This window comes from Aquimarina algiphila (genome assembly GCF_007489275.1).
GTDB classification, from domain to species: domain Bacteria; phylum Bacteroidota; class Bacteroidia; order Flavobacteriales; family Flavobacteriaceae; genus Aquimarina; species Aquimarina algiphila.
Genome location: NZ_VLNR01000026.1, coordinates 45765 through 65058 on the forward strand (window position 1 = coordinate 45765; position 19294 = coordinate 65058).

General features: G+C 31.9%; 18 protein-coding genes. 3 read left to right on the plus strand and 15 right to left on the minus strand.

Features of this window, described 5'->3' with window-relative positions; genetic code table 11:
* The 5 genes from FOF46_RS13710 to FOF46_RS13730 all read right to left on the minus strand — a co-directional run bounded on the left by FOF46_RS13710 (position 1) and on the right by FOF46_RS13730 (position 6359).
* Complete coding sequence (locus tag FOF46_RS13710; protein WP_143916813.1) at positions 1-2211, minus strand: DUF5916 domain-containing protein; 2211 nt, start codon at positions 2209-2211, stop codon at positions 1-3.
* 1 nt (position 2212) lies between these two features.
* A complete protein-coding gene (locus FOF46_RS13715; protein ID WP_143916814.1) occupies positions 2213-3646 on the minus strand; it encodes a DUF3526 domain-containing protein in 1434 nt (477 codons plus the stop codon).
* A gap of 3 nt (positions 3647-3649) precedes the next feature.
* Positions 3650-5053 carry an ABC transporter permease gene (locus FOF46_RS13720; protein WP_143916815.1) on the minus strand — a complete coding sequence of 468 codons (1404 nt, stop codon included), beginning with the start codon at positions 5051-5053 and terminating at the stop codon, positions 3650-3652.
* The gene (locus tag FOF46_RS13725) at positions 5050-5766 is read right to left on the minus strand and encodes an ABC transporter ATP-binding protein (RefSeq protein ID WP_143916816.1); all 717 of its coding nucleotides are present in this window, start codon (positions 5764-5766) and stop codon (positions 5050-5052) included. The genes FOF46_RS13720 and FOF46_RS13725 overlap by 4 nt, the downstream gene beginning before the upstream one ends.
* Before the next feature lie 278 nt (positions 5767-6044).
* Positions 6045-6359: a hypothetical protein gene (locus FOF46_RS13730; RefSeq protein WP_143916817.1), complete on the minus strand. Its 315-nt coding sequence runs from the start codon at positions 6357-6359 to the stop codon at positions 6045-6047.
* 429 nt (positions 6360-6788) lie between these two features.
* Between FOF46_RS13730 and FOF46_RS13735 the strand changes: the two genes are divergently transcribed.
* Positions 6789-8057 carry a S8 family serine peptidase gene (locus FOF46_RS13735; RefSeq protein WP_143916818.1) on the plus strand — a complete coding sequence of 423 codons (1269 nt, stop codon included), beginning with the start codon at positions 6789-6791 and terminating at the stop codon, positions 8055-8057.
* Between the two features lie 73 nt (positions 8058-8130).
* On the opposite strand, the gene FOF46_RS13740 is transcribed toward FOF46_RS13735, so the two are convergent.
* The gene (locus FOF46_RS13740; RefSeq protein ID WP_109434247.1) at positions 8131-8517 is read right to left on the minus strand and encodes a Fur family transcriptional regulator; all 387 of its coding nucleotides are present in this window, start codon (positions 8515-8517) and stop codon (positions 8131-8133) included.
* Between the two features lie 249 nt (positions 8518-8766).
* Here FOF46_RS13740 and FOF46_RS13745 point away from each other — a divergent pair, with 249 nt between their 5' ends.
* Together FOF46_RS13745 and FOF46_RS13750 are read left to right on the plus strand one after the other, a co-directional pair.
* Positions 8767-9276 (plus strand): hypothetical protein, encoded by a 510-nt coding sequence (locus FOF46_RS13745; protein ID WP_143916819.1) that lies wholly within the window; start codon positions 8767-8769, stop codon positions 9274-9276.
* A 351-nt stretch (positions 9277-9627) separates the two neighbouring features.
* Entirely contained in the window at positions 9628-10848 is a 1221-nt protein-coding gene (locus FOF46_RS13750) for a site-specific integrase (RefSeq protein ID WP_143916820.1), read from the plus strand.
* 73 nt (positions 10849-10921) lie between these two features.
* Here FOF46_RS13750 and FOF46_RS13755 read toward each other — a convergent pair whose 3' ends face one another.
* The 9 genes from FOF46_RS13755 to FOF46_RS13795 form a co-directional block, all read right to left on the minus strand.
* Positions 10922-11215 (minus strand): hypothetical protein, encoded by a 294-nt coding sequence (locus FOF46_RS13755; protein ID WP_143916821.1) that lies wholly within the window; start codon positions 11213-11215, stop codon positions 10922-10924.
* Positions 11216-11359: 144 nt separating this feature from the next.
* Positions 11360-12370: a hypothetical protein gene (locus FOF46_RS13760; RefSeq protein WP_143916822.1), complete on the minus strand. Its 1011-nt coding sequence runs from the start codon at positions 12368-12370 to the stop codon at positions 11360-11362.
* 4 nt (positions 12371-12374) lie between these two features.
* Positions 12375-12875: a hypothetical protein gene (locus FOF46_RS13765; RefSeq protein ID WP_143916823.1), complete on the minus strand. Its 501-nt coding sequence runs from the start codon at positions 12873-12875 to the stop codon at positions 12375-12377.
* A 680-nt stretch (positions 12876-13555) separates the two neighbouring features.
* Positions 13556-14617 (minus strand): RHS repeat-associated core domain-containing protein, encoded by a 1062-nt coding sequence (locus FOF46_RS13770; protein WP_143916824.1) that lies wholly within the window; start codon positions 14615-14617, stop codon positions 13556-13558.
* A gap of 18 nt (positions 14618-14635) precedes the next feature.
* Positions 14636-15199, minus strand: coding sequence for a hypothetical protein (locus FOF46_RS13775; RefSeq protein WP_143916825.1), 564 nt, complete (start codon positions 15197-15199; stop codon positions 14636-14638).
* 1 nt (position 15200) lies between these two features.
* Complete coding sequence (locus FOF46_RS13780; RefSeq protein WP_143916826.1) at positions 15201-16235, minus strand: hypothetical protein; 1035 nt, start codon at positions 16233-16235, stop codon at positions 15201-15203.
* A 13-nt stretch (positions 16236-16248) separates the two neighbouring features.
* Positions 16249-17322 (minus strand): hypothetical protein, encoded by a 1074-nt coding sequence (locus FOF46_RS13785; RefSeq protein WP_143916827.1) that lies wholly within the window; start codon positions 17320-17322, stop codon positions 16249-16251.
* Complete coding sequence (locus FOF46_RS13790; RefSeq protein ID WP_143916828.1) at positions 17322-18650, minus strand: hypothetical protein; 1329 nt, start codon at positions 18648-18650, stop codon at positions 17322-17324. Before FOF46_RS13790 ends, FOF46_RS13785 begins: the two co-directional genes overlap by 1 nt.
* Positions 18651-18787: 137 nt before the next feature.
* Positions 18788-19294 (minus strand): hypothetical protein, encoded by a 507-nt coding sequence (locus tag FOF46_RS13795; RefSeq protein WP_143916829.1) that lies wholly within the window; start codon positions 19292-19294, stop codon positions 18788-18790.

Below are 19294 nucleotides of genomic sequence, written 5' to 3' on the forward strand. Positions count from 1 at the left end.
TTAAAATTGTTTTAAAAAAGTGATTTTACTTATAAATTGTGTATTTCGTTGTATGGGGTCAAAGACATCAGTTTGAGTATCATTAAATACGAGATAGATAAATGATAAAGGCATATATTCCCAGCTAAAACGTATATTCCATCTACCTTGTTCATCAAAACTATTGTATTGGTAAAAGGTAGATAGTTGGACTCTGGGATTTAATGCAAGTCTGAGGCTTGCGGTATATAAATCTGTGTCTAAATCCCCCTGTAAAATCCCTACTCCATTAATATTGTTGTGCTCATAATCTGCAGACAAAGAGATATGTGGCGACGGCGCGTAACGCAATCCAGCGAGGACAGTAGTACGTGTGCCGTTATAGAAATTTCCGAAATCATATCGAATAGACCCTGATAACTTTTTAGATTGATCAGTATTGTATCGAACTAAAAATCGAGTATAATGGTATTCTCCTTCTTCGATTTCAAGGCCTAAGGGAGCAAAATTGAAATTGATATTTTGCCAGGTAGGAGTAAAAGAAGCTTCAACAAAACTATTATCCTTAAACCATGTATAAATAGGGAATATGTAAATGCTTGCTTGTTGAAAGTTACCAAAATCTTCAAAATCGTGATAATAATTGAAAAAGGCTCCAGGATCCCATCTTCTCACAAAAGGTAACCCTTTAGGACGTAAAATTGCATATCCTCCCGGACTATGGTACATTACGTCTTTCTGAAAGACAAACCCCATACTGGGAGTATATGTGTCGCTTACAAAGGTGTTAACATATCCAAGATAGTATTTATTTGTCCTGGATCCGGCAAATATTCTTCCAGCATAACCCGTGTCTCCGGTTTCGCTATCCAATGAGGTCGACAGCAAATAGGAAAGTGTAATCTCGCTTTTAGGACGAATAAACCCATCAACAGAAATGGTTGTGTTATTTTGCGAAGAAACACCTAAATCTTCAGAAGAATCATCTAATCGGTATGTGACCATAGCTCCCACATTATTTTCTTTACCATAATTTTGGGTGTATCTCGCTACTCCAAATGTACTAGCGGGACTATTGTCAGTATCCCGTTGACGAACTGCAAGAGCTGCGATGGTTCGGTTCTCATTTCTGTCTGTATAACGTGCTCCGGCATCTAGAGGAGCAGGAGCAGCATTAAACGTGTTTTCCAGCCCAATGGTTCTACTAAAGAAAGGACGTAACTCAGAATTACCTCCTCCGGCCCAGATACCAGAATTTTCTAGAAAGAATTGCCGCCTTTCGGGGAAGAATATGTTGAAACGCTCCAAATTATTTACGGCTCTATCAACATCTGCCTGTGCAAAATCAGTATTAATGGTAAGATCTAATACAGCATTTGGATTGATCGCCCATTTTACATCGCCTCCAATTTTGGGTTCATTCAATTTATTTGTAATTGTATTACCAGTTTTACTTTCGTCATATTGGTACAAAGCATAAGGTTCAATGCGAATATTAGCTGAAGGAGGAGGAACTTCTAATCCTGTAAGTTTGGCTGCATAAACCATCCTGTTTTGCGAGAAGGATTGAGGAATAGCAGGAAATACTGTCTTTTCAAAATCTTTCCGAGCTAGTCTATAAAAAGTAATTCCCCATTCAATAGGAACGCCCTCAACTGGTTTATCATAGCGTATAGATTTGAATGGGATGGCAAACTCAGCATAGTATCCTTCATCTGTTCGTTGTGTTCGTACACTCCAAAGGGCATTCCAATCCCGATCGGTATTATTATCATTAAAACTCTGAAGGTCTAACTGATTTCCGTAAGGAGTGGTTTGAAATGACGCGGCATATTGTTTAGTATTTTGAGCATCAATTTGGATACCAAATACATCATTTTCTCCACTATTAAAGTCACGTCGCAAATCCTGCATTCGTATATTTTTCTTTCCAAGAGAATCTTTAGCAAACACTCCAAAGTAAAGGTATTTGTTGTCATAAAGTACGCGAACTGTTGTAGGGTTTTTGATTACTCCTCCTTGTGCTGGTTCTACTCTAAAAAAATCTGTGACTGCTTCAGTATTTTGCCATTCCGTTTCATTTAATTTACCATCAATAATTATTTTTCCCGAAGTTCTGGAGGCTTTAATTTCTACAGGTATTTCGGGAGGAGGAAAATTATCTGTTCCTCGTTGTTGGGCTATGAGTACTGATTGCAACATGAGTACGAGAGTCATTAAATAATACCGCATATCAAGATGTAGTTAACATACTTTTTTCTTTTGCTTTTTTGGAAGTAATAAATCCAATGCCGAAAAGTAATGTTGTTATAATTAAAAGAAGAACTGGAACCATAGCTTGTTTTGTTTTTGGTTTCGGTTGAAAAGTAAATTGAGGAAGCTTAGGATAATCTGCTGGTGTAAAATTTTGATTATTGTACAGAAAAGGAATTAAAAAACTCCTCCAGGATTCAGAAAAAGTAACTACTTGTTTTCGAAAATGTTCATAATCCCCAGTAGAGGTTCCTGCCATTTTGTTTAATGATTCTTGAATTGTAATTGCTGGTGATACCCATTTTAATCTTTCTACCCATGCCTGTTGTTTTTTTAGTTGGTTTTCATAAGCCGTAAGTACTGGTTTTAGTTCTTCTTTGACCAGCCGTTGAGAAGCCATATAACGATGATAAAACCCACGGGTTTGTGTTGTGTCATTTATTGCATATTCGGGATGATCTCTTAGGAAATTATCCAGAATTTTATCTTGTTTTTTAGCAACCTCGGCTTTTAATCCCCTCATTTCATTTATCATTAAGGTACGCGAAGGCATCGGATATAAGGTAGTACTTAATTGATTTAGCATAGACGGGACCAGTAAAACAAAGAGTACCCATAATCCCAACAGTGAAATGGCGTTCTTAGCAGAGCTTCCTACCCAAAGGTTAACCAGAAAGGCCAGGGCAAACCAGAAAAGCATATACGTTAATATAAGCCCGATTAACATGGAGAATGATTGAAACATTGAAAACCATTCTATATTGAAAATTAAAAATGTAACTAATAGAGACAATATCACAAGTACGGATAACCAAAAAAAGCGTAGTGACAGCTTTTGTAATACCCAATTTTGAATTCGAATAGGTTGAGATGCAAGTAATCGTATCGAACCACTTTCTTTTTCTGATGAAAGCACATTGTATGAAAAGGCAATAATGAGTAAGGGTAATAAGTATACGATGACAAAGGCTAAATCAAAACTACCAAACAACAATTGAACTGGGCTGGTCATCTCAGTAAAGTTTAATGCAAAATCATCCCCAGTAACTTTTGGTTTTACATAATGTGTAAAAAGATCTGCCTGTCCTGTTGCTATAAATGCCATAGATTGGGGCTCCATAGCAACAACACGAGGGTGGTAATTACCAACTACCATGGGACTAGTAGGGATAGTCCATCTTGAAGCACTTACTTGCATTCCTTTTTCTACAGAATCCAATAATTTAAGCATCATTTCATCATTTTCTTTCACTTCATCTTTGGCAGCAACAATATCTGTTTTTCGTTTTGTTACTTTTCCTTTTCCGTTATAAATCGAAAATCCAAACAATAGCAATAAAATAATGCTTAATAATTGTATCCATTTACTTCGTAAAAGTAGTTTTAGTTCGTATCTAAAATTGTATGAGAACATTGTTTAAATTTTTTTGATGAATAATAGTAAGAGAAAAGAACCTATAAGCCAGCACCCTAAAACACCTAGATTGGTGATGTTTCCAGAGAGTACTGTGCCTAATTTAGGTGGTGAATATTCAAAAGCAGGTAACCGTTTCCAAAAATTAGCATCAGCTCGATATCCCCAGTTACCGTAAGTTGAATTCTTGGCAAAGTCATCATTCAGAAATTTTTGGGTCGCTATACTATAGTTTTCTGCAGCATCGGCAAAATTCCAATGAGTAGCATAATCTGTATGAGCAATAGCCATACTCATAAATCGGGTAGGTAAATAAGGAGAAAATGCAGCTAATCCTTTATAAACATTAGATTGTTTTGCAAACTGATCTTTAAGATGATTATAATGTTTAAAATATATTTCAGCTTCATGTTCCTCACCTTTTTGCATTCGATACGCATCAAAATTAAAAGGGAGTTGATGCAGGCTATCAACTCCATGTTCTGCTAATACGGCTTCTTTTAATAGTTTGGCTTCTTTACTCCAGGGATTATGACCATCTAGACCTTGCTTTTTATCTTTAAGAACGTTAGCAACAAATTCTTGTCGGGTAGGATATGGGTATGTATCTTCTGCAATATTACTGGCGACTTTAGGAATAGCCAAACATGATAAAATCCATAGGGATAGAGATATTACTAGAGAAATTCCAGATTTTTTTGTTTTGGCTGAAATGAATAATACGAGGTTAATAAAAATAATGTAATACGAAGAATAAATCAGGTACATCCATAGCAAAGAATTCCAATCAAAAACACCAAAATCCTTTAGATTCGATAGGATTAAACCTGCTACTATAAATAGTGCAGTAATCAAGATCAAAATGGGAAGAAAAAGTGCTGTCCATTTACCTAAAATCCATTTCCAAGAAGAAATTCCCTGGCTTTTCAATAAGGTAAGTGTTCCCATTTCGTTTTCTTTTGTAAAGCTGTTGTACCCCAAAAGAATAATAAGCAGTGGTATCATAAATAACAACATAAAATCTGGAGTTAAATCTCCAAATCTTGCTAAGCCTGTTTGGTCGGCTGCTGCGCTAAACTGTGCTTCGTTGCGTTTGTGTGCTTCTAAAAAAATAGAAGTACCAGCATATTTGTCTACTCCCTGATCCACCAGAGATAAGGGGTATTTGGGCTTAAAAGCATAGGTGCCATAATGTGCAGCAGAATGAGGGTTTTTTTTACCCTGATTATCCCAAATAGTACGTTCTGCTGTTTTGGCTGCTTCATATTGGTCATTTGTGTTTTGATATTGTCGTGCACTAATCCATATGGATACACCCATTAATAATACCACGATAATCATTGCTATACGTACACGTCCATCACGAAAAAGCTCTTTACTTTCTTTAATAAATGTTTTTCTGATCATAGCACTACTTCTTTATAGTTCATGGTACTCAAATAGGTTTGTTCTAAATCAAGTAAAGAAATATCATTCGCAATGAATTCGTCTTTTAATTGACCATCTTTCATAATGCCAATATGTGTGGCTACTTCTTTTGCTCTAAATAGGTCATGTGTTGCCATTAATGTTGCTACTCCTTTTTGTGAAAGCTTTCGAAGGAGCTGTCCAAATTCGTTACTGGCTTTTGGATCAAGACCAGAAGTGGGTTCGTCTAATAATAAAACCTTAGCATCTTTAGCAAGAGCAATGGCAATACCTACCTTTTGTCGCATTCCTTTTGAAAAAGCTGATACTCGTTTTTCAAAGGCATCTTCTTGTAACCCTGCTTCTATCAAAAAGGAGATTAAGCTTTCTTTAGAAAGCTTTTTACCCGCAATTCCCGAAAAGTAATCTAAGTTTTCTATTGCGGAGAGACTTGGATACAACATTAGATTTTCTGGGATGTATGCAAGGAATTTTTTAGTTTCTTTGGAATTTTCAGACACATTAAGGTCATTAATCAAAGCATCCCCAGAAGTAGGTTCAATAAACCCCAATAGAAGATTGATAGTTGTAGTTTTACCAGCACCATTGGCTCCAAGTAAACAATAAATTTCTCCTTTGCCTACCTGAAGGTTTAACTGATCAAGAGCTGTTTGATCGTTGTATTTTTTTGTAAGGTTATTTGTGGTAATCATTTTGACTGAATTTATATTTGTATAAGAAGAAAAGCACTAGTTATAGAATGCTAATCTGTTAAATTATTGATCATTAAGAAGTCTTGCAAAATATGATCCGGTGAAATAGGAAGTATTTTTATAACTCAAAAACTACTAGGAAGAATGCTAATTAAATATAGACCTATCACTCTGACTTAAATCAGAATCTAATGATTTGAATACGTTTCAAACTTAAAAATTAGAATAAAATGAAGTGTACAATTATTAATTGATGTCCCTAATAAAGTATAACAATACTATGATTTTACTATAGGAGGAGGTTTATTGTAAATACTTTCAGGTAGTGTAACACTATATTGTGATGTTTCGTAAACAAAAGTAGTTTTATGTTCTGGAAAGTATATTGTAAATTTTTGTTCTACTTCAACAAATGTATTACCTGTAAAAGGCGTAAGTTTATGAGATGTGGTAATAATTTCACATAACTCACAATGTAATTGATCTTCGTCGTCAGAAAAATGAGAATACGTATGGAAATCAACAATTCTAAGAAACAGAAAGGCTGAAACAAAAAAGAGAGAAATTATATTTTTTAGAACATTAATCCTCATTTGATAAATATAGGAATTAGTTCCAAACTTTAATCTTAAGATATTTATAAGAATGTTTTTTTTGTAAAACTTTAAGTAAAATGATTTATTTGTTTAACATAAATTCAGGGTTTGTCAAACAAGAACAAGGTGTTAATCTGTGCTATTTAGTTAATAAAAAGTTAATAAAAAGTTAATTAAAGTTAATATATGTTAAATATTTAAAACATGTAAAGTGCCATTTTCCTACAAATCTGACCTGAAAGATTTTTCTTATTAAATACTTTTCTAAGCATTGGTTTTTCTAAAGCAACATTGTTGCAATAGATTATTTTTTAACTCAAAATTCCCTCTTAATTTTTGTCAATCAGCAGTTTAGCCTACGGTTTTACCACAGTGTATTTTTTTTTTGAATTTATACTTTTGGGAACTAACACAAATTTAACTCAAATGAAAAATTTTAGCAAACTTGCGTTGAGTGCTTTACTCACTGCATTAGTAATTACTTCATGTCAGGACGAAAATGTTTCTGATGGTGTGGTAGAATCAGTCGTAGAACCAACAAGTACTGAAGGAAAAATTATTCCAGGCCAATACATTGTTGTTTTCAAAAATTCAAAAATTCAACCAGCTTCAAAAGTCCTTGAAAAGACATCATTTTCTAGTAGGGAGACAAAAGCCAAATCGGTTAGGGATGTTTCTGAAGTTTCTATCAAGAAGATGAATTCTATTTTATTGGATAATGATTTAGATCAATCTAAAGTTCTGGACTATTACACCACAAAGATTTCTGGGATGACCATTAAATTGGGGGATGATGAATTTCAAAAATTATCAAAAGATCCTAATGTAGCTGGTATTGAGTATGATAGAGTAGTAGAGCTGCCAAAATTCAAAATTGAAGAAATTATTCCAGGTGATGCATCACAAAAAATGGCCCAACAAACGCCATGTGGTATCTCACGAGCAGGAGGGGTAGCTAACGGTGCTGGTAAAGATCAATGGATTTGGGTAATCGATAGTGGTATTGATTTGGACCATCCAGATCTTAATGTGGTTACTAACTCTACATATGCAAGATCTTTTGTAGGAGGGTCGCCTAATGATTGTAATGGACATGGAACTCATGTTGCCGGAACAGCTGCTGCTATTAACAACAGTGTTGGTGTTGTAGGTGTTTCTGCAGGTGCAAGCGTTGTACCAGTAAGAGTTTTTGGATGTAGTGGTGGTAGTAGTACGTCTACCATATTATCAGGAATAAATCATGTAGGACAGTATGATTTACCAGGAGATGTGGCTAACCTAAGTCTTGGAGGATTCTTTGGTTCTGGTTGTTCAAGTAATTCATCATATAGAAATGCACTATTAGCGCTAGGAAATGCAGGTACTTTGGTCGCTATCGCTGCCGGTAATAGTAGTGCTAATGCGGCTAGTTATCAGCCTGCTTGTGTTAATGGAAGTAATATATACACTGTGGCTTCAATGACATGTAATCGTGGGTTTTCATCTTTTTCTAACTATAATATGAATCCAATTGATGTTATTGCAACGGGTAGTAGTGTAACAAGTACATATTTGAATGGAGGATATGCGACATTAAGTGGTACTTCGATGGCCTCTCCTCATGTAGCAGGAATTATGCATGCCAGAGGAAGCGGACCTAGAACATCGGGTTCTGTAAGTAATAGAGGAGAAAATTATCCCATAGCAGTAAGATAAAAGACATAATCATTTTACTTACGTTGGGAACGTGTAGTTACGAAACCACTTGTTGGAGAACAGGTGGTTTCTCCTATTTTTTACATTTATTGCAAATACCGATGACTAAAAATTGAGTTTCCTGTATAGTAAACCCTTCTAGATTTGGAATGTGTAGGGTGTTTGGTTGACAAGTCACTTCTTTACATTCCTGACATTCAAAATGAATATGATTATGAATTTTATGAGAAACACCGCAATTATCGCAAAGCGCATAATACGCCTTGCCATTTTTACCCGTAATAAAGTGAACTTCACCTTTTTCTGCAAATCGATCTAAAATCCTGTAAATAGTAGTTTTATTTACTTTGATAGGCATAGCATGAATAATATCCTCGGCAGACATAGTGTGTTCTGTTTTGGATAAAATATTCCTTACGAGATTTTGCTTTTCGGTATTTCTTGTTTTTTTGGATTCCATAAGATAGTTATTCAAACCCCTATACTTTTATCGAAAATAGTAATTTTTTAAGCATTAGAGGTACTTTTCAGAAAAATTGAAAGGATTGGCATTTTTTTAGAAATCCTTAAATGTTTGTCCTCAATAATTATATTAGATCAGAGTATTTGTATAAATTACTCAACATCCATGAATATTAAAGAGAATATTTTATCAAAAAAACAGTTTTAATAGATAAATTTGAATAATAAACACATTAACCACAAAATCATGAAAACACTTTGTAAGTTAACAGTAATTGCAGTAGCATTTTTCTTTGTTTCTTGTAAACAAAATCCAGCTGAAGCCCCAGAACATAAAGCCATGATAGAAAACCATAAAGAAATGGAAACTTCTCATGAAACTATGGCCAAAGAGCACAATGCCATGAAAGATGATCATCAACAAATGGTAGATGGTCATAAAACCATAGAAAATGATTCTCTTCACATGATAACTGAAAAGAATCACACAGCTTTATTAGCTAAACATGGTGAACTTATTGAAGCTCATAAATCATTGATAGAAAAACATGCCGAATTAGAAACAAAACATGCCTCTGGAGAGATTACATTAGAACAAATGACTTCAGAACATGAATCAATGAAAGCTGAGCATGAAAATATGGAGAAGGAACATCAACAAATATCTACCGAGCATAAACATATTACCGAGGAAGATCAAAAAATGATGAAAGAAGATCAGGAGAAAGAAGCAGAAGCCACATCAGACCAAAAATAGATTAGTAATAGATTAATTATTGTAAGGTCATGTTGAGCATCAATGTTCAATTTGGCCTTTTTTTGGAAATATGCCCAAACAAAAAAAGCTTCTCGGTTAAGAGAAGCTTTTGTTTTACTGTGCGGGCGGAGAGACTCGAACTCTCACACCTCGCGGCACTAGATCCTAAGTCTATTATTTTGTGATCTCTAATGACTTATAATAATTCTTAATACCTCTATACATGCTGTAAATAAAGAAATTATGTGTTCATTGGTAATGTTTAAAATTAACAAAAAACATGAAATGTATGACCTATGTATGACCTTTTGAATGGGTTTATTCATTATATTTGAACTCAATAATCACATTATGGCAACAATTAAAGTACTGTTACATCCTAAAAGTGATGGCTCTGGAGGTAAGCTATATAGAATAGCAATTAGAGTTACGAAAGATCGTAAACAGAATTATTTATATCTGGCTACTCTTAGTAGTTTAAATGAATGGGACAATCAGGCAAGAAAGGTAACTACTAAAAATCCAAAATATAGTCAGTTGAACAGGCTTATTAGGAAGAAGTATGATGCTATAGAAGATCTTATATTGGAATATGAATCTTCTAAAAAAACATATACTGCAAGACAGGTTATTGATGAAATAAAAGGGGCTAAAGTAGGCGAAACTTTTTTTCAGTTGGCAGAAGAGCATGTTACGAATTTAAGAATAGTTAAAAAGCATAACAGAGCTATTTCTGACAATAGTAAAATTAATAATTTCCTTGAGTTTGTAGGTAACAAAAACTTGGCTTTTAGTGATATCGATGAAACCTTATTGAATAAATTTAAATACTACCTTCAAGCCAAAGGAAAAGTAAGCGAAAGGTCGATAATGAATATTTTAATATTGATTCGATTACTTTATAATCGAGCGATAAAAATGGGAATAGTTGATAGGAAATTTTATCCGTTCGGGACTGATAAAATTAGAATAAAACTTCCAGAAACTATGAAAATAGGGTTAGATGAATTAGAGTTGAGAAGAATAGAAGACTTAGAGTTAAAGGAAGGAACAACAATTGCTCATACAAGAAATATATTTCTTTTTTCATTTTACCTTGCAGGGATACGCATTGCTGATATTTTGAAAATGAAATGGACTGATATAAAACAAGATAGATTGTATTATAAAATGGGAAAGAATAATAAAGTTGTTTCGATTAAATTACCAGAAAAAGTAATTGATATTTTAAGCTACTATAAAAAGGATAGAGATAAATCAATCGATTATATTTTTCCTGAACTTAAAAAAGCAGACCCTAAAAACGCAAGAGATGTTTATGCTAAAGTAAAAACTGCCACAAAAAAGTTTAATAATAACCTTACAGATATAGCAGAATTAGCCGAAATTGATAAAAAATTAACCAATCATATTGCTCGTCATAGTTTTGGTAATATAGCAGGGGATAAAGTGTCACCACAAATGTTACAAAAATTGTATCGGCATACACATTTAAGCACAACTATTGGGTATCAAGGTAATTTTATACATAAAGATACAGATGATGCTTTAGAAAAGATTTTAAACTTTTAATAAACATCATCTGTTTTTAGTTATCCAAGATTTAATTAAGATCTAATTATTTATTTAGTATCGAAATAATTTTTTAAGCACTATTTTCCATAGATGCTAAAGCAAACCCAAGGGTGTCATTGTCAAGATAAAGCTGATACATTTTTGTCCAAGATTCTGGATATTCAGATTTTAAAAACTTTACAATCCCTTTATCTAATTCTACGTCAACAAGAAATCTATATGTTAATTTTTGTTTTCCTCGAAGAATAATCGGGATATTCATTTTTTTGCACCATTTGATGACCGTGCGTAGATCTTTAAATTTTAGTTTTTTACATACTTCTTTTAATTCGATGAGTTTCTCATCTTTTTTGAAATTAAGCATTATTCATTAAGTAACCATACATCCAATTGTAGCGTCGGTCAGCACAGCGGTTTATATTTTGCACGGCTTGTAGTGGCCGTCTTGCCTAAAATGTTTATAATAACTAAAGTACTATATATTTCTATAAGTTAATATACATTTGCTTTATTTTTCCGGTATTGATTCCACTTTATTTTGGATCCATTCTTTTAATTGCTCTTTTAACATAGGTTCGCCATTTGCATAAGAGCTGAAACTTGTAATTCTGGGGATTGTTTCTAATTCCTTTTGGTAATTAGATAGTATATCAATTTTATCCTGATTATTTTGTGAAGTATTAATAGTATCATTAATAAAATTGGTTATAAATGAAAATGACAGTGAAGGGTAAATTTCCATACTAATTAAGAAAATACAGTATTGATGAGTAGTGATCTTTATATTCTCTATAAGCTCGGACACCATATTTAAAAATTTTATAAAATACTCTTTCTCTTCATATGTAGTTTCTTTTTGATATAGATAAAGAGGTTCTTCTAATGTTTTGGTTAGAATAATATCAAGATGATATGGGAGTTTTAACGTATCAACTTTTTTTGTTAATTCTGTAATCAAATTTTTATTATCCTCTGCGAACCATATTAATAATTGCCTAGGGATTGAAAGTTTATTATCTATATATGTACTATATTCCTTTTCTATAAAACAAAGCAATTTGCCAAGTGCGTTAAGTGTAGCCTTAAGAATATCTTGGGAAGATTTTTCGTTAGAAATACTATAAATGGCATTTCTATTTTCAGTAAAAAGATATAAAGTCTCAATACTATTAATAGCGTCTGTAAATTTTAATTGATATATTTTGATGATATTTTTAATTTCTGAAACGGTATCATTGCATAAAGTTACCTTTTCTCGAATTTCATTTTTGGCATTGATAAGAGTGGAATTTAAAAGTTCTTCGTATGAAAGAAAGCGTGCTTTAGTTTGATCCAGTCTTTCTATTGACTCGATATCTATACCTACACCATAATTTTGAGCATCTTGTATAAAGCCAGAAAGTGCATAATGAAGATCTTTTTTCTCTTGTAAACTTAACGGGTTCATGTCGCCATATACAATTCTATTTAGAATATCAGAGGGTTCGGCGATTACTTTGTTTTCTATTTTGTTTTCCATTATTTTAATTTTTAATTCCTTTTGAATTTTTATTCAGTACATCTAAAAGCAATAATTTTTCAATGAATTTTTCTTTTTTTGTAATTCTGTGTTTCCTTAGAAAATCGATTATTTCAATTTCTTCTTTGGTATTTTTAAAACTTTCTAATAAATTATCAGCAGTCAATCTTTTAATTTCTGAAAAAGGGTTTTTGATTTTAAAATAATAAGCATTGAATATACAGAGTTTACCGATACCTGTTTTCTGCTCTTTATAGATCTCTAACCAATCATTTGAACCTATACAATAACATAAATTACCATTCGATAATATGGTGAAATGTACTGTTACATTATCTGGTTTTATATTCTTATTCATGATATCACGAATGCTTGTTTTGGTTAACGGGCTAGAGGCTTGCAATAACAATACCTCTATTTTTTGCAAAAAATCAAATACTTCTATTTTCTGCATTCCCACAAAGTGTCTCATTACTTTATATAATAATTGAGGATCATTTTTCATTTGTAATTTTTACCAAATATGTTTTTCTAAATCAAACATAGAATAACAGTTTAAAATTTGAGTTCAGGATATTGTGTAAATCAAAATATAGGACAGATTATCCAATACTTCACTTTTAGTATTGAAAATCTTCTTAAATAGTAATTTTAAGCTGAAAAGTTTGACTTTTGTGTTATAATGAAAGGCATTTTTTCAAAAAGGCTAGGGGGTATATAAAAAACAATAAAATTAAGATGCTAAATGTAAATTTTGCATGGAAAAACAATACTCAAAATAGCTTATTTTTTAAATAGTAAAATGATACTTTTCTGAAAGAAAATAAACAATAGTAAAGTACTTATTAGCATATTATAAACTCCATTCAAGTCAATATGCTTGTCTGATGTGAAAAATACATATATGAAGTAGTCAGCAAGTAATACTCCTACCGTAATCAATAAGAAATTAATTACCTTATTTGTTTTAAATGCAAAATATAATGGTATTGAAAATATAATAACTGAAATAACAGGTAAAAATAATATAACCCATAGATGATAAAACCAATCTCCAGTATTTTCAAGACTATCAAATCGTAATAGTTTGGTATTATTATCCTTTATCATTAGGAATATAAAGAATATGATGTATTTTATAAAAAGATAGAATATTATGGATATAAACTTAGATTGCTTCATAGCTTAATGTCGTTTATAAAATTTAGGTGCCGGTCTATTTTTGGCAATTTCTCTAGTAGTACTTCCACCTCTTCCATTATCTCCGGTTGTTGTCTTTACTGATCTACCATGTGTAGCAGGAAATGAAGGTTGATTATATTTAAAAAGTTGTGATCCATTCACTGAAAGAGTTGCTGAAGGAAAAACATCAGTTGCGGCAGAAACTGATAGTTTATTATTTTTTACATTAAAAGTTGTCTGTTGTGCAACATTGACAATATCGAATCCCATTATATTTAAACCAATTTCTTCTATTTTGGAAACGCTTGAATGTTGCTCAAAATTTAAAGTATAAGATGATAGAGTTCCATTAGAATTTTTCGATTGACTATATGTAAAACTATTTTGATCTTCTCCCAAATCAGGGAAATGATCTCTTGCTTTACCAACTGGGGTTGTTCCTATTTCAACTTCTTTAGTTGCTGTAATACCTGTAAGTTCTCCATCACTATTTTCATTTCCTGTTATCTGAATTGTAGATGTTAGTTTATCCCCAGCAAAAGTATCGCCTCCTGGACCATCCCATAATGAGCTATCAATATAACTATTAAATGTAAAAGTTAAACTCTTTCCTAAATAGGTTTCTCCTTCCTTTGTTGTTGCTTGAGAGTTAGCGCTAGCATCCCAGTAAATATCTCCATTTTCTCCTTTTACCCAATCCTCAGGAGCCAAACCTGTAGGGTCAACAAACCTAATGGGGTTATTATTAGAAAAGTTATATGGTGATTTATCAGAAAACTCATCTGCTAGTGGATCAGGATTCATCCATCTACTCATAATAGTAGGATCGAGATTAGCTTCAGAATATAGTGTGTCTGTCTTTACAAAACCATCTATTCTATTGGTATATGTATTAAATAATATGCTACCTATTTGTACAATACTATCATTATCAAAATACTCAACATACTTTCCTTTGCTTAAAGAACTTATTTTTGGTTTATAACCAAACTCTTCAAAAGGGTTTTGTGCCGATACTATAAGTACAACAAAAAACATTGCACAAAGTAAAAAGAGTTTTTTCATTGTCGGAGTCTCTATCATTTATTTTACAACTATAGTTTTAAATGCTTTTATTAGCTTAGATTGAGTTATTTCATCTAAATTCCTAGCATAAATTTTTAGTCTTTCACCATTGGTGTTAATACTGTCAAAAATTACTCCTGTATAACCCATTCCTGTTCTTTTGGGAATTCTAATCTTAACAGAAAGATTATCTACGGTGTCGTAGAAATAATACTCATCTAAAAAAGTCCCTTGTGCTGCGTCGATATCAGGTGTTTTAGAGAAAACCAAATTAGTAGTATCTAAACCAAGTGAATCATATTTTTTCCTTTGTTCAAAAGAAAAAACATTTATTACATCATCAAATCCCTCCTTAAATTTTCCATAGTCAATATGAATTGTATCTTTATTCTCTATCAATATATATTCTGTAGAGTAATCAATTCCCTTAAAAATTTTATTTTCCCATGATTTGGGCACCATCATAGAAAAAGTTTTTAAATCCATCTTTTTCATTTCTTCGTCACTTATAGATTCTTTTGTATTGCAACTTTGAATTAAAATTATTCCAAAAAACAGCATGTATTTAAAGTAGTTTCTCATCTTAATATTCTATTTGGTTGTTTTTAGCAAAGTCTTTGACTTGAGATTGGATTGATGAATTATATAGTACATTATCATTAGAATCTTTATATGTACCTTCTCCAGCTCTTGGAGTTACTTGTCCAGCCACAATACTTCCTCTTTGTTTATTATTTAACTTGTTTGATGCTCCTGCAACATATCCTAAACTCATTATCCCTCCCGACTTATCTTCTAATCCTAAATTATGGCCTAACTCATGTGCTACAACATTATTAAAATCTCCACTTTTTATAGTACCTGTTTCAATAGCACTAATTCTCCCTTCATGACTACCTATACCTGATGGGTCAACATTATCTTTTCTATCTCCTTGTGGTATATTGCTTGCAAGAAGTAGTACATGATCATTTTCTTTAATATCATCAATAGAGTTTACAACCTGATAATCAATTGTCACACTTTTAATAACATCCTGATTAGTAACTTTTAATGCACTGTTATGCTTTTGTGCAAGACCTTTAAAATTATTTAGTGAAACATTTCCTGAGGATTCTGAAAACATAGTGTTCGATAAATCCGTTCCTGAAGAATTAACAACTGTTAATGTAATCGTAATATTAACATCTCGTGACACATAGTTGTTATCCCCTCTTACATTAGATACCTTAGTTATGACATCAGTAGGGATTGGCATCCTTCCATCGGGATCAATAAAATAAATTGGATTATTAAATGAAAAATTATAAGGGCTCCAAGAGTTCATTTCTTCTGCCAGTGGATCAGGATTCATCCATCTACTCATAATGGTAGGGTCTAGATTTGCTTCAGAATATAGGGTGTCAGTTTTTACAAAACCATCTATTGTATTGGTATATGTATTAAATAATACACTACCTATTTGTACAATACTATCATTGTCAAAACTTTCAATATATTTACCTTTACTTAAGGAACTGATCTTGGGTTTGTATCCAAATTTTTCAAATGGATTTTCTTGTGCTTTAGCAATAGTAGCTATCCATATAAAAATCAAAAAGAGATAAATCCTTTTCATGCTTGTTGATTGATTAATTATGATTTGTGATTTTTTTATTTTCATATTTTTTTCGTTCTTCTTTTAAAGAAGTAAGCCAATTCAAATACATTTCTTCTGGCATTCTGCGATAACCCGAATGGTGAATCATTGCATATTCATTTTGAATTTCTAAAAACATATTTTTAAAGAGTTCATCTTTATAAACTTCCTTTGTAAATTCGCCAAACTTATCATCCACATTTCTTTCAAAAATTTTCTTTTTAGTTTCAGCTCTAAGTATTCTTGCATTTATATAATGAGGATAATATTCTAATGCAATCTCACTTGCTTTTAGAGCAAACTCTTCATTATTGGCAGGGAAAGCTCTGTTATATCCTTCAGCCAGATCAATTACACACATGGCAATACTCTGTTTGTCATCTAATGCTTCCATATACAGCTTATTTCTAATCGCATCTAAATGAATATAACCTGATGCCATAAGCCATGCGTCAATTGGGAAAATCCCACTGGTAAGTTCTGTATTATACCAACCATCCTTAATATTTTGGTGTTTTATATATACATGGTTTGGTGCAAGAGCTAAGTACGCATCAACACCCAATTCTTCAGCTAGTATTTTATATAGGTAGGGAAGAGAATGGCAATTTCCTTTTCCAGTTTCTAGTAATTTAGAGACAAACATATTTTTCCAACTTTTAACTCCCCAAATGTCTTCAAAATCATACCTATAAGGTACATAATTATAGTCCTCTCCATCAGACAAGATAATTGGTATTGTATCATTTAACACAGAAAACAATGCCGCATATTTTTTAATCTTTATACTATCTCTTTCTTTATATTTTAGAAATTTACTTTTTACAAGTGTCTTTGCCAGGCTTGATAAAATTTTTATATCTTGATTAAAGGCAATAGTGTCTAGTGTTCCATAGAGATAAGCGTTCTCAACTTGCATAACTGCCTTTTTAAAACTGATTTTACAAGAACCCTTTAACATGCAATGTAATTCCTCTAGTGCATCATTATATAGCTGTTTCCTGTCTTGAGAAAGTACATTCATACTAAGGAATAGTGCAATTATCAATATTAGAGTTTGCTTCATTATTGCTTAATTGGTGTATTTAGTTTTAATTTTAGTTGTTTTTGCTGTTGCTTATTTCCTTGCTTATCAATTGAAGTAAGCCATTTTTGATAAGCTTCCTCTGGCATTTCCTGATAGCCCAATGCAGCAATGGTTTTATGCTGATTAATCATTTTTTTAAGAAGCTCTATAGCAGCAGGGTGCTTTTTTATCTCATTTTCAAAATTGTTTTTTGTGATTCCCAGTTTGTTGAATACATATTTAACTTTATAGTTATTATAATTAGATTTTATAAGATGTCCAGTTATACTTTTGGGATCAATTTGTAAAGCTTCATGAATCATTTCACTAACAAATTCATCATAACCATATTTATAAATATAACCACTTGCCAAGTCTACGATCATATTTGCTTTTAATTGGGACTTGGTTAATGGGTTTATATAAATTCCTTGTTGTATTGCTTCTGCCTTTACATATCCTGATTGTAATACAAATGCATCAGTGGTTAATGTTTGATTGGTAAGTTCTACGTTATACCATTTTTTCTTATGATTATCCTGAAATTTGATATACGAATGATTTGGTGAAAAAGTTAAATACACATCTGCATCTATTTCTTCTGCAAGAATCATATAAAACAATGGTAATGAATGACATTGTCCTTTTCCTGTACTTAAGAGTTTTTTAACAAATATCTTGGAGTGATCGTCTCGTCCCCAAAAATCCTCAAAATCATATTCTAGAGGTAGGTGTTTTAAATTTTTAGATTTAATTTCTAAAGTATCCGTAAAAAACTGAAAAAGCGTAAAATTCTTAGCAAGATTACTATTAGAATCATAACCTAATTCAGTCATCTTCTGCCTTAGAAAATCACCTGTTTGTTTTACAACCTTTTCAAATTCGAGATAGTCCTCTTCGTTTTCATAGAACGCATTTTCAACGGTAAAAACAGCTTCTCTCACTGAAAAAGAATTATTGGACATTTGTTTTAGATTTTGAAAAGCTTTTTGATAATAGGAAGCTCCTTGCTTACTTATATTTGAGGGCAAGTAATAAATAGGTGAAAACTCATTTACTGCCTCATCTAGTAATATTTGTAATCGTTTTCTATACTTTTCTTCTTGCTTTTGTCTAATCCTTACTTCTGCTATGATTACTTCATTTTGTCGTTGAGTTACATCATAGTTTTGTGAAGGATAATTTACATTTGATAAAACATTTTGATATCCCATTCTCTGAAAAGTATGGGTTTGTGAAGTTCTTAATATTCCATCTGGAGATATCTTTACTTGAGCAACCAAACACTGCAAGGTTCCAAAAATTAAAAGAAATGTAATTTTATTCACTCTTATTAAAGGTTTGTTTTATTGAAAATTCTAACATTCCAATTTTTCTTTTTATTGGATAATAACAATGAAAATCACATTTAGATATTATAAATAAGATTATCAGAATAATATGGAATAACTTGTAGATTCTAAGGTCAATTCATATTCCCCCATGCTTTTACTTTCCCCACATGTTTATTCTCTAAAATAAGATTAAAACTCACAGTATCTTTTAAAATATCACTATCTATAGGGATAAACGGACTATACTTGTTGTATTCTCCTCCTGAAAAAACGGATAATTTTCCATTTTTTTGATCTTTTTTGAATGAAACTACTACTTGAAATGGAAGCTCTGGAGTATTTCTTGCTAGCGAATCATCTTGTTCTAATTTTGCAGTTTCATCAGATGAATTTCCCCAACGGTATCCTTTCTCAATAAATACATCTAGAATTTCTACATTATCTGCTTTTGTATTATAATTCAGTTTCTTTATGAAAACTTTTCTTTCTTTTGATTCCTTAATAGTTTCTGAAAACCTTCTATAAGTATCTTTATTATATCCATGATATCCGATATAAGAATTAAAATACCCTAAACCGATTATTGCAACAATTAAAATGATTATTGAAACAATAATTATACTTCTAAATTTTCTCAT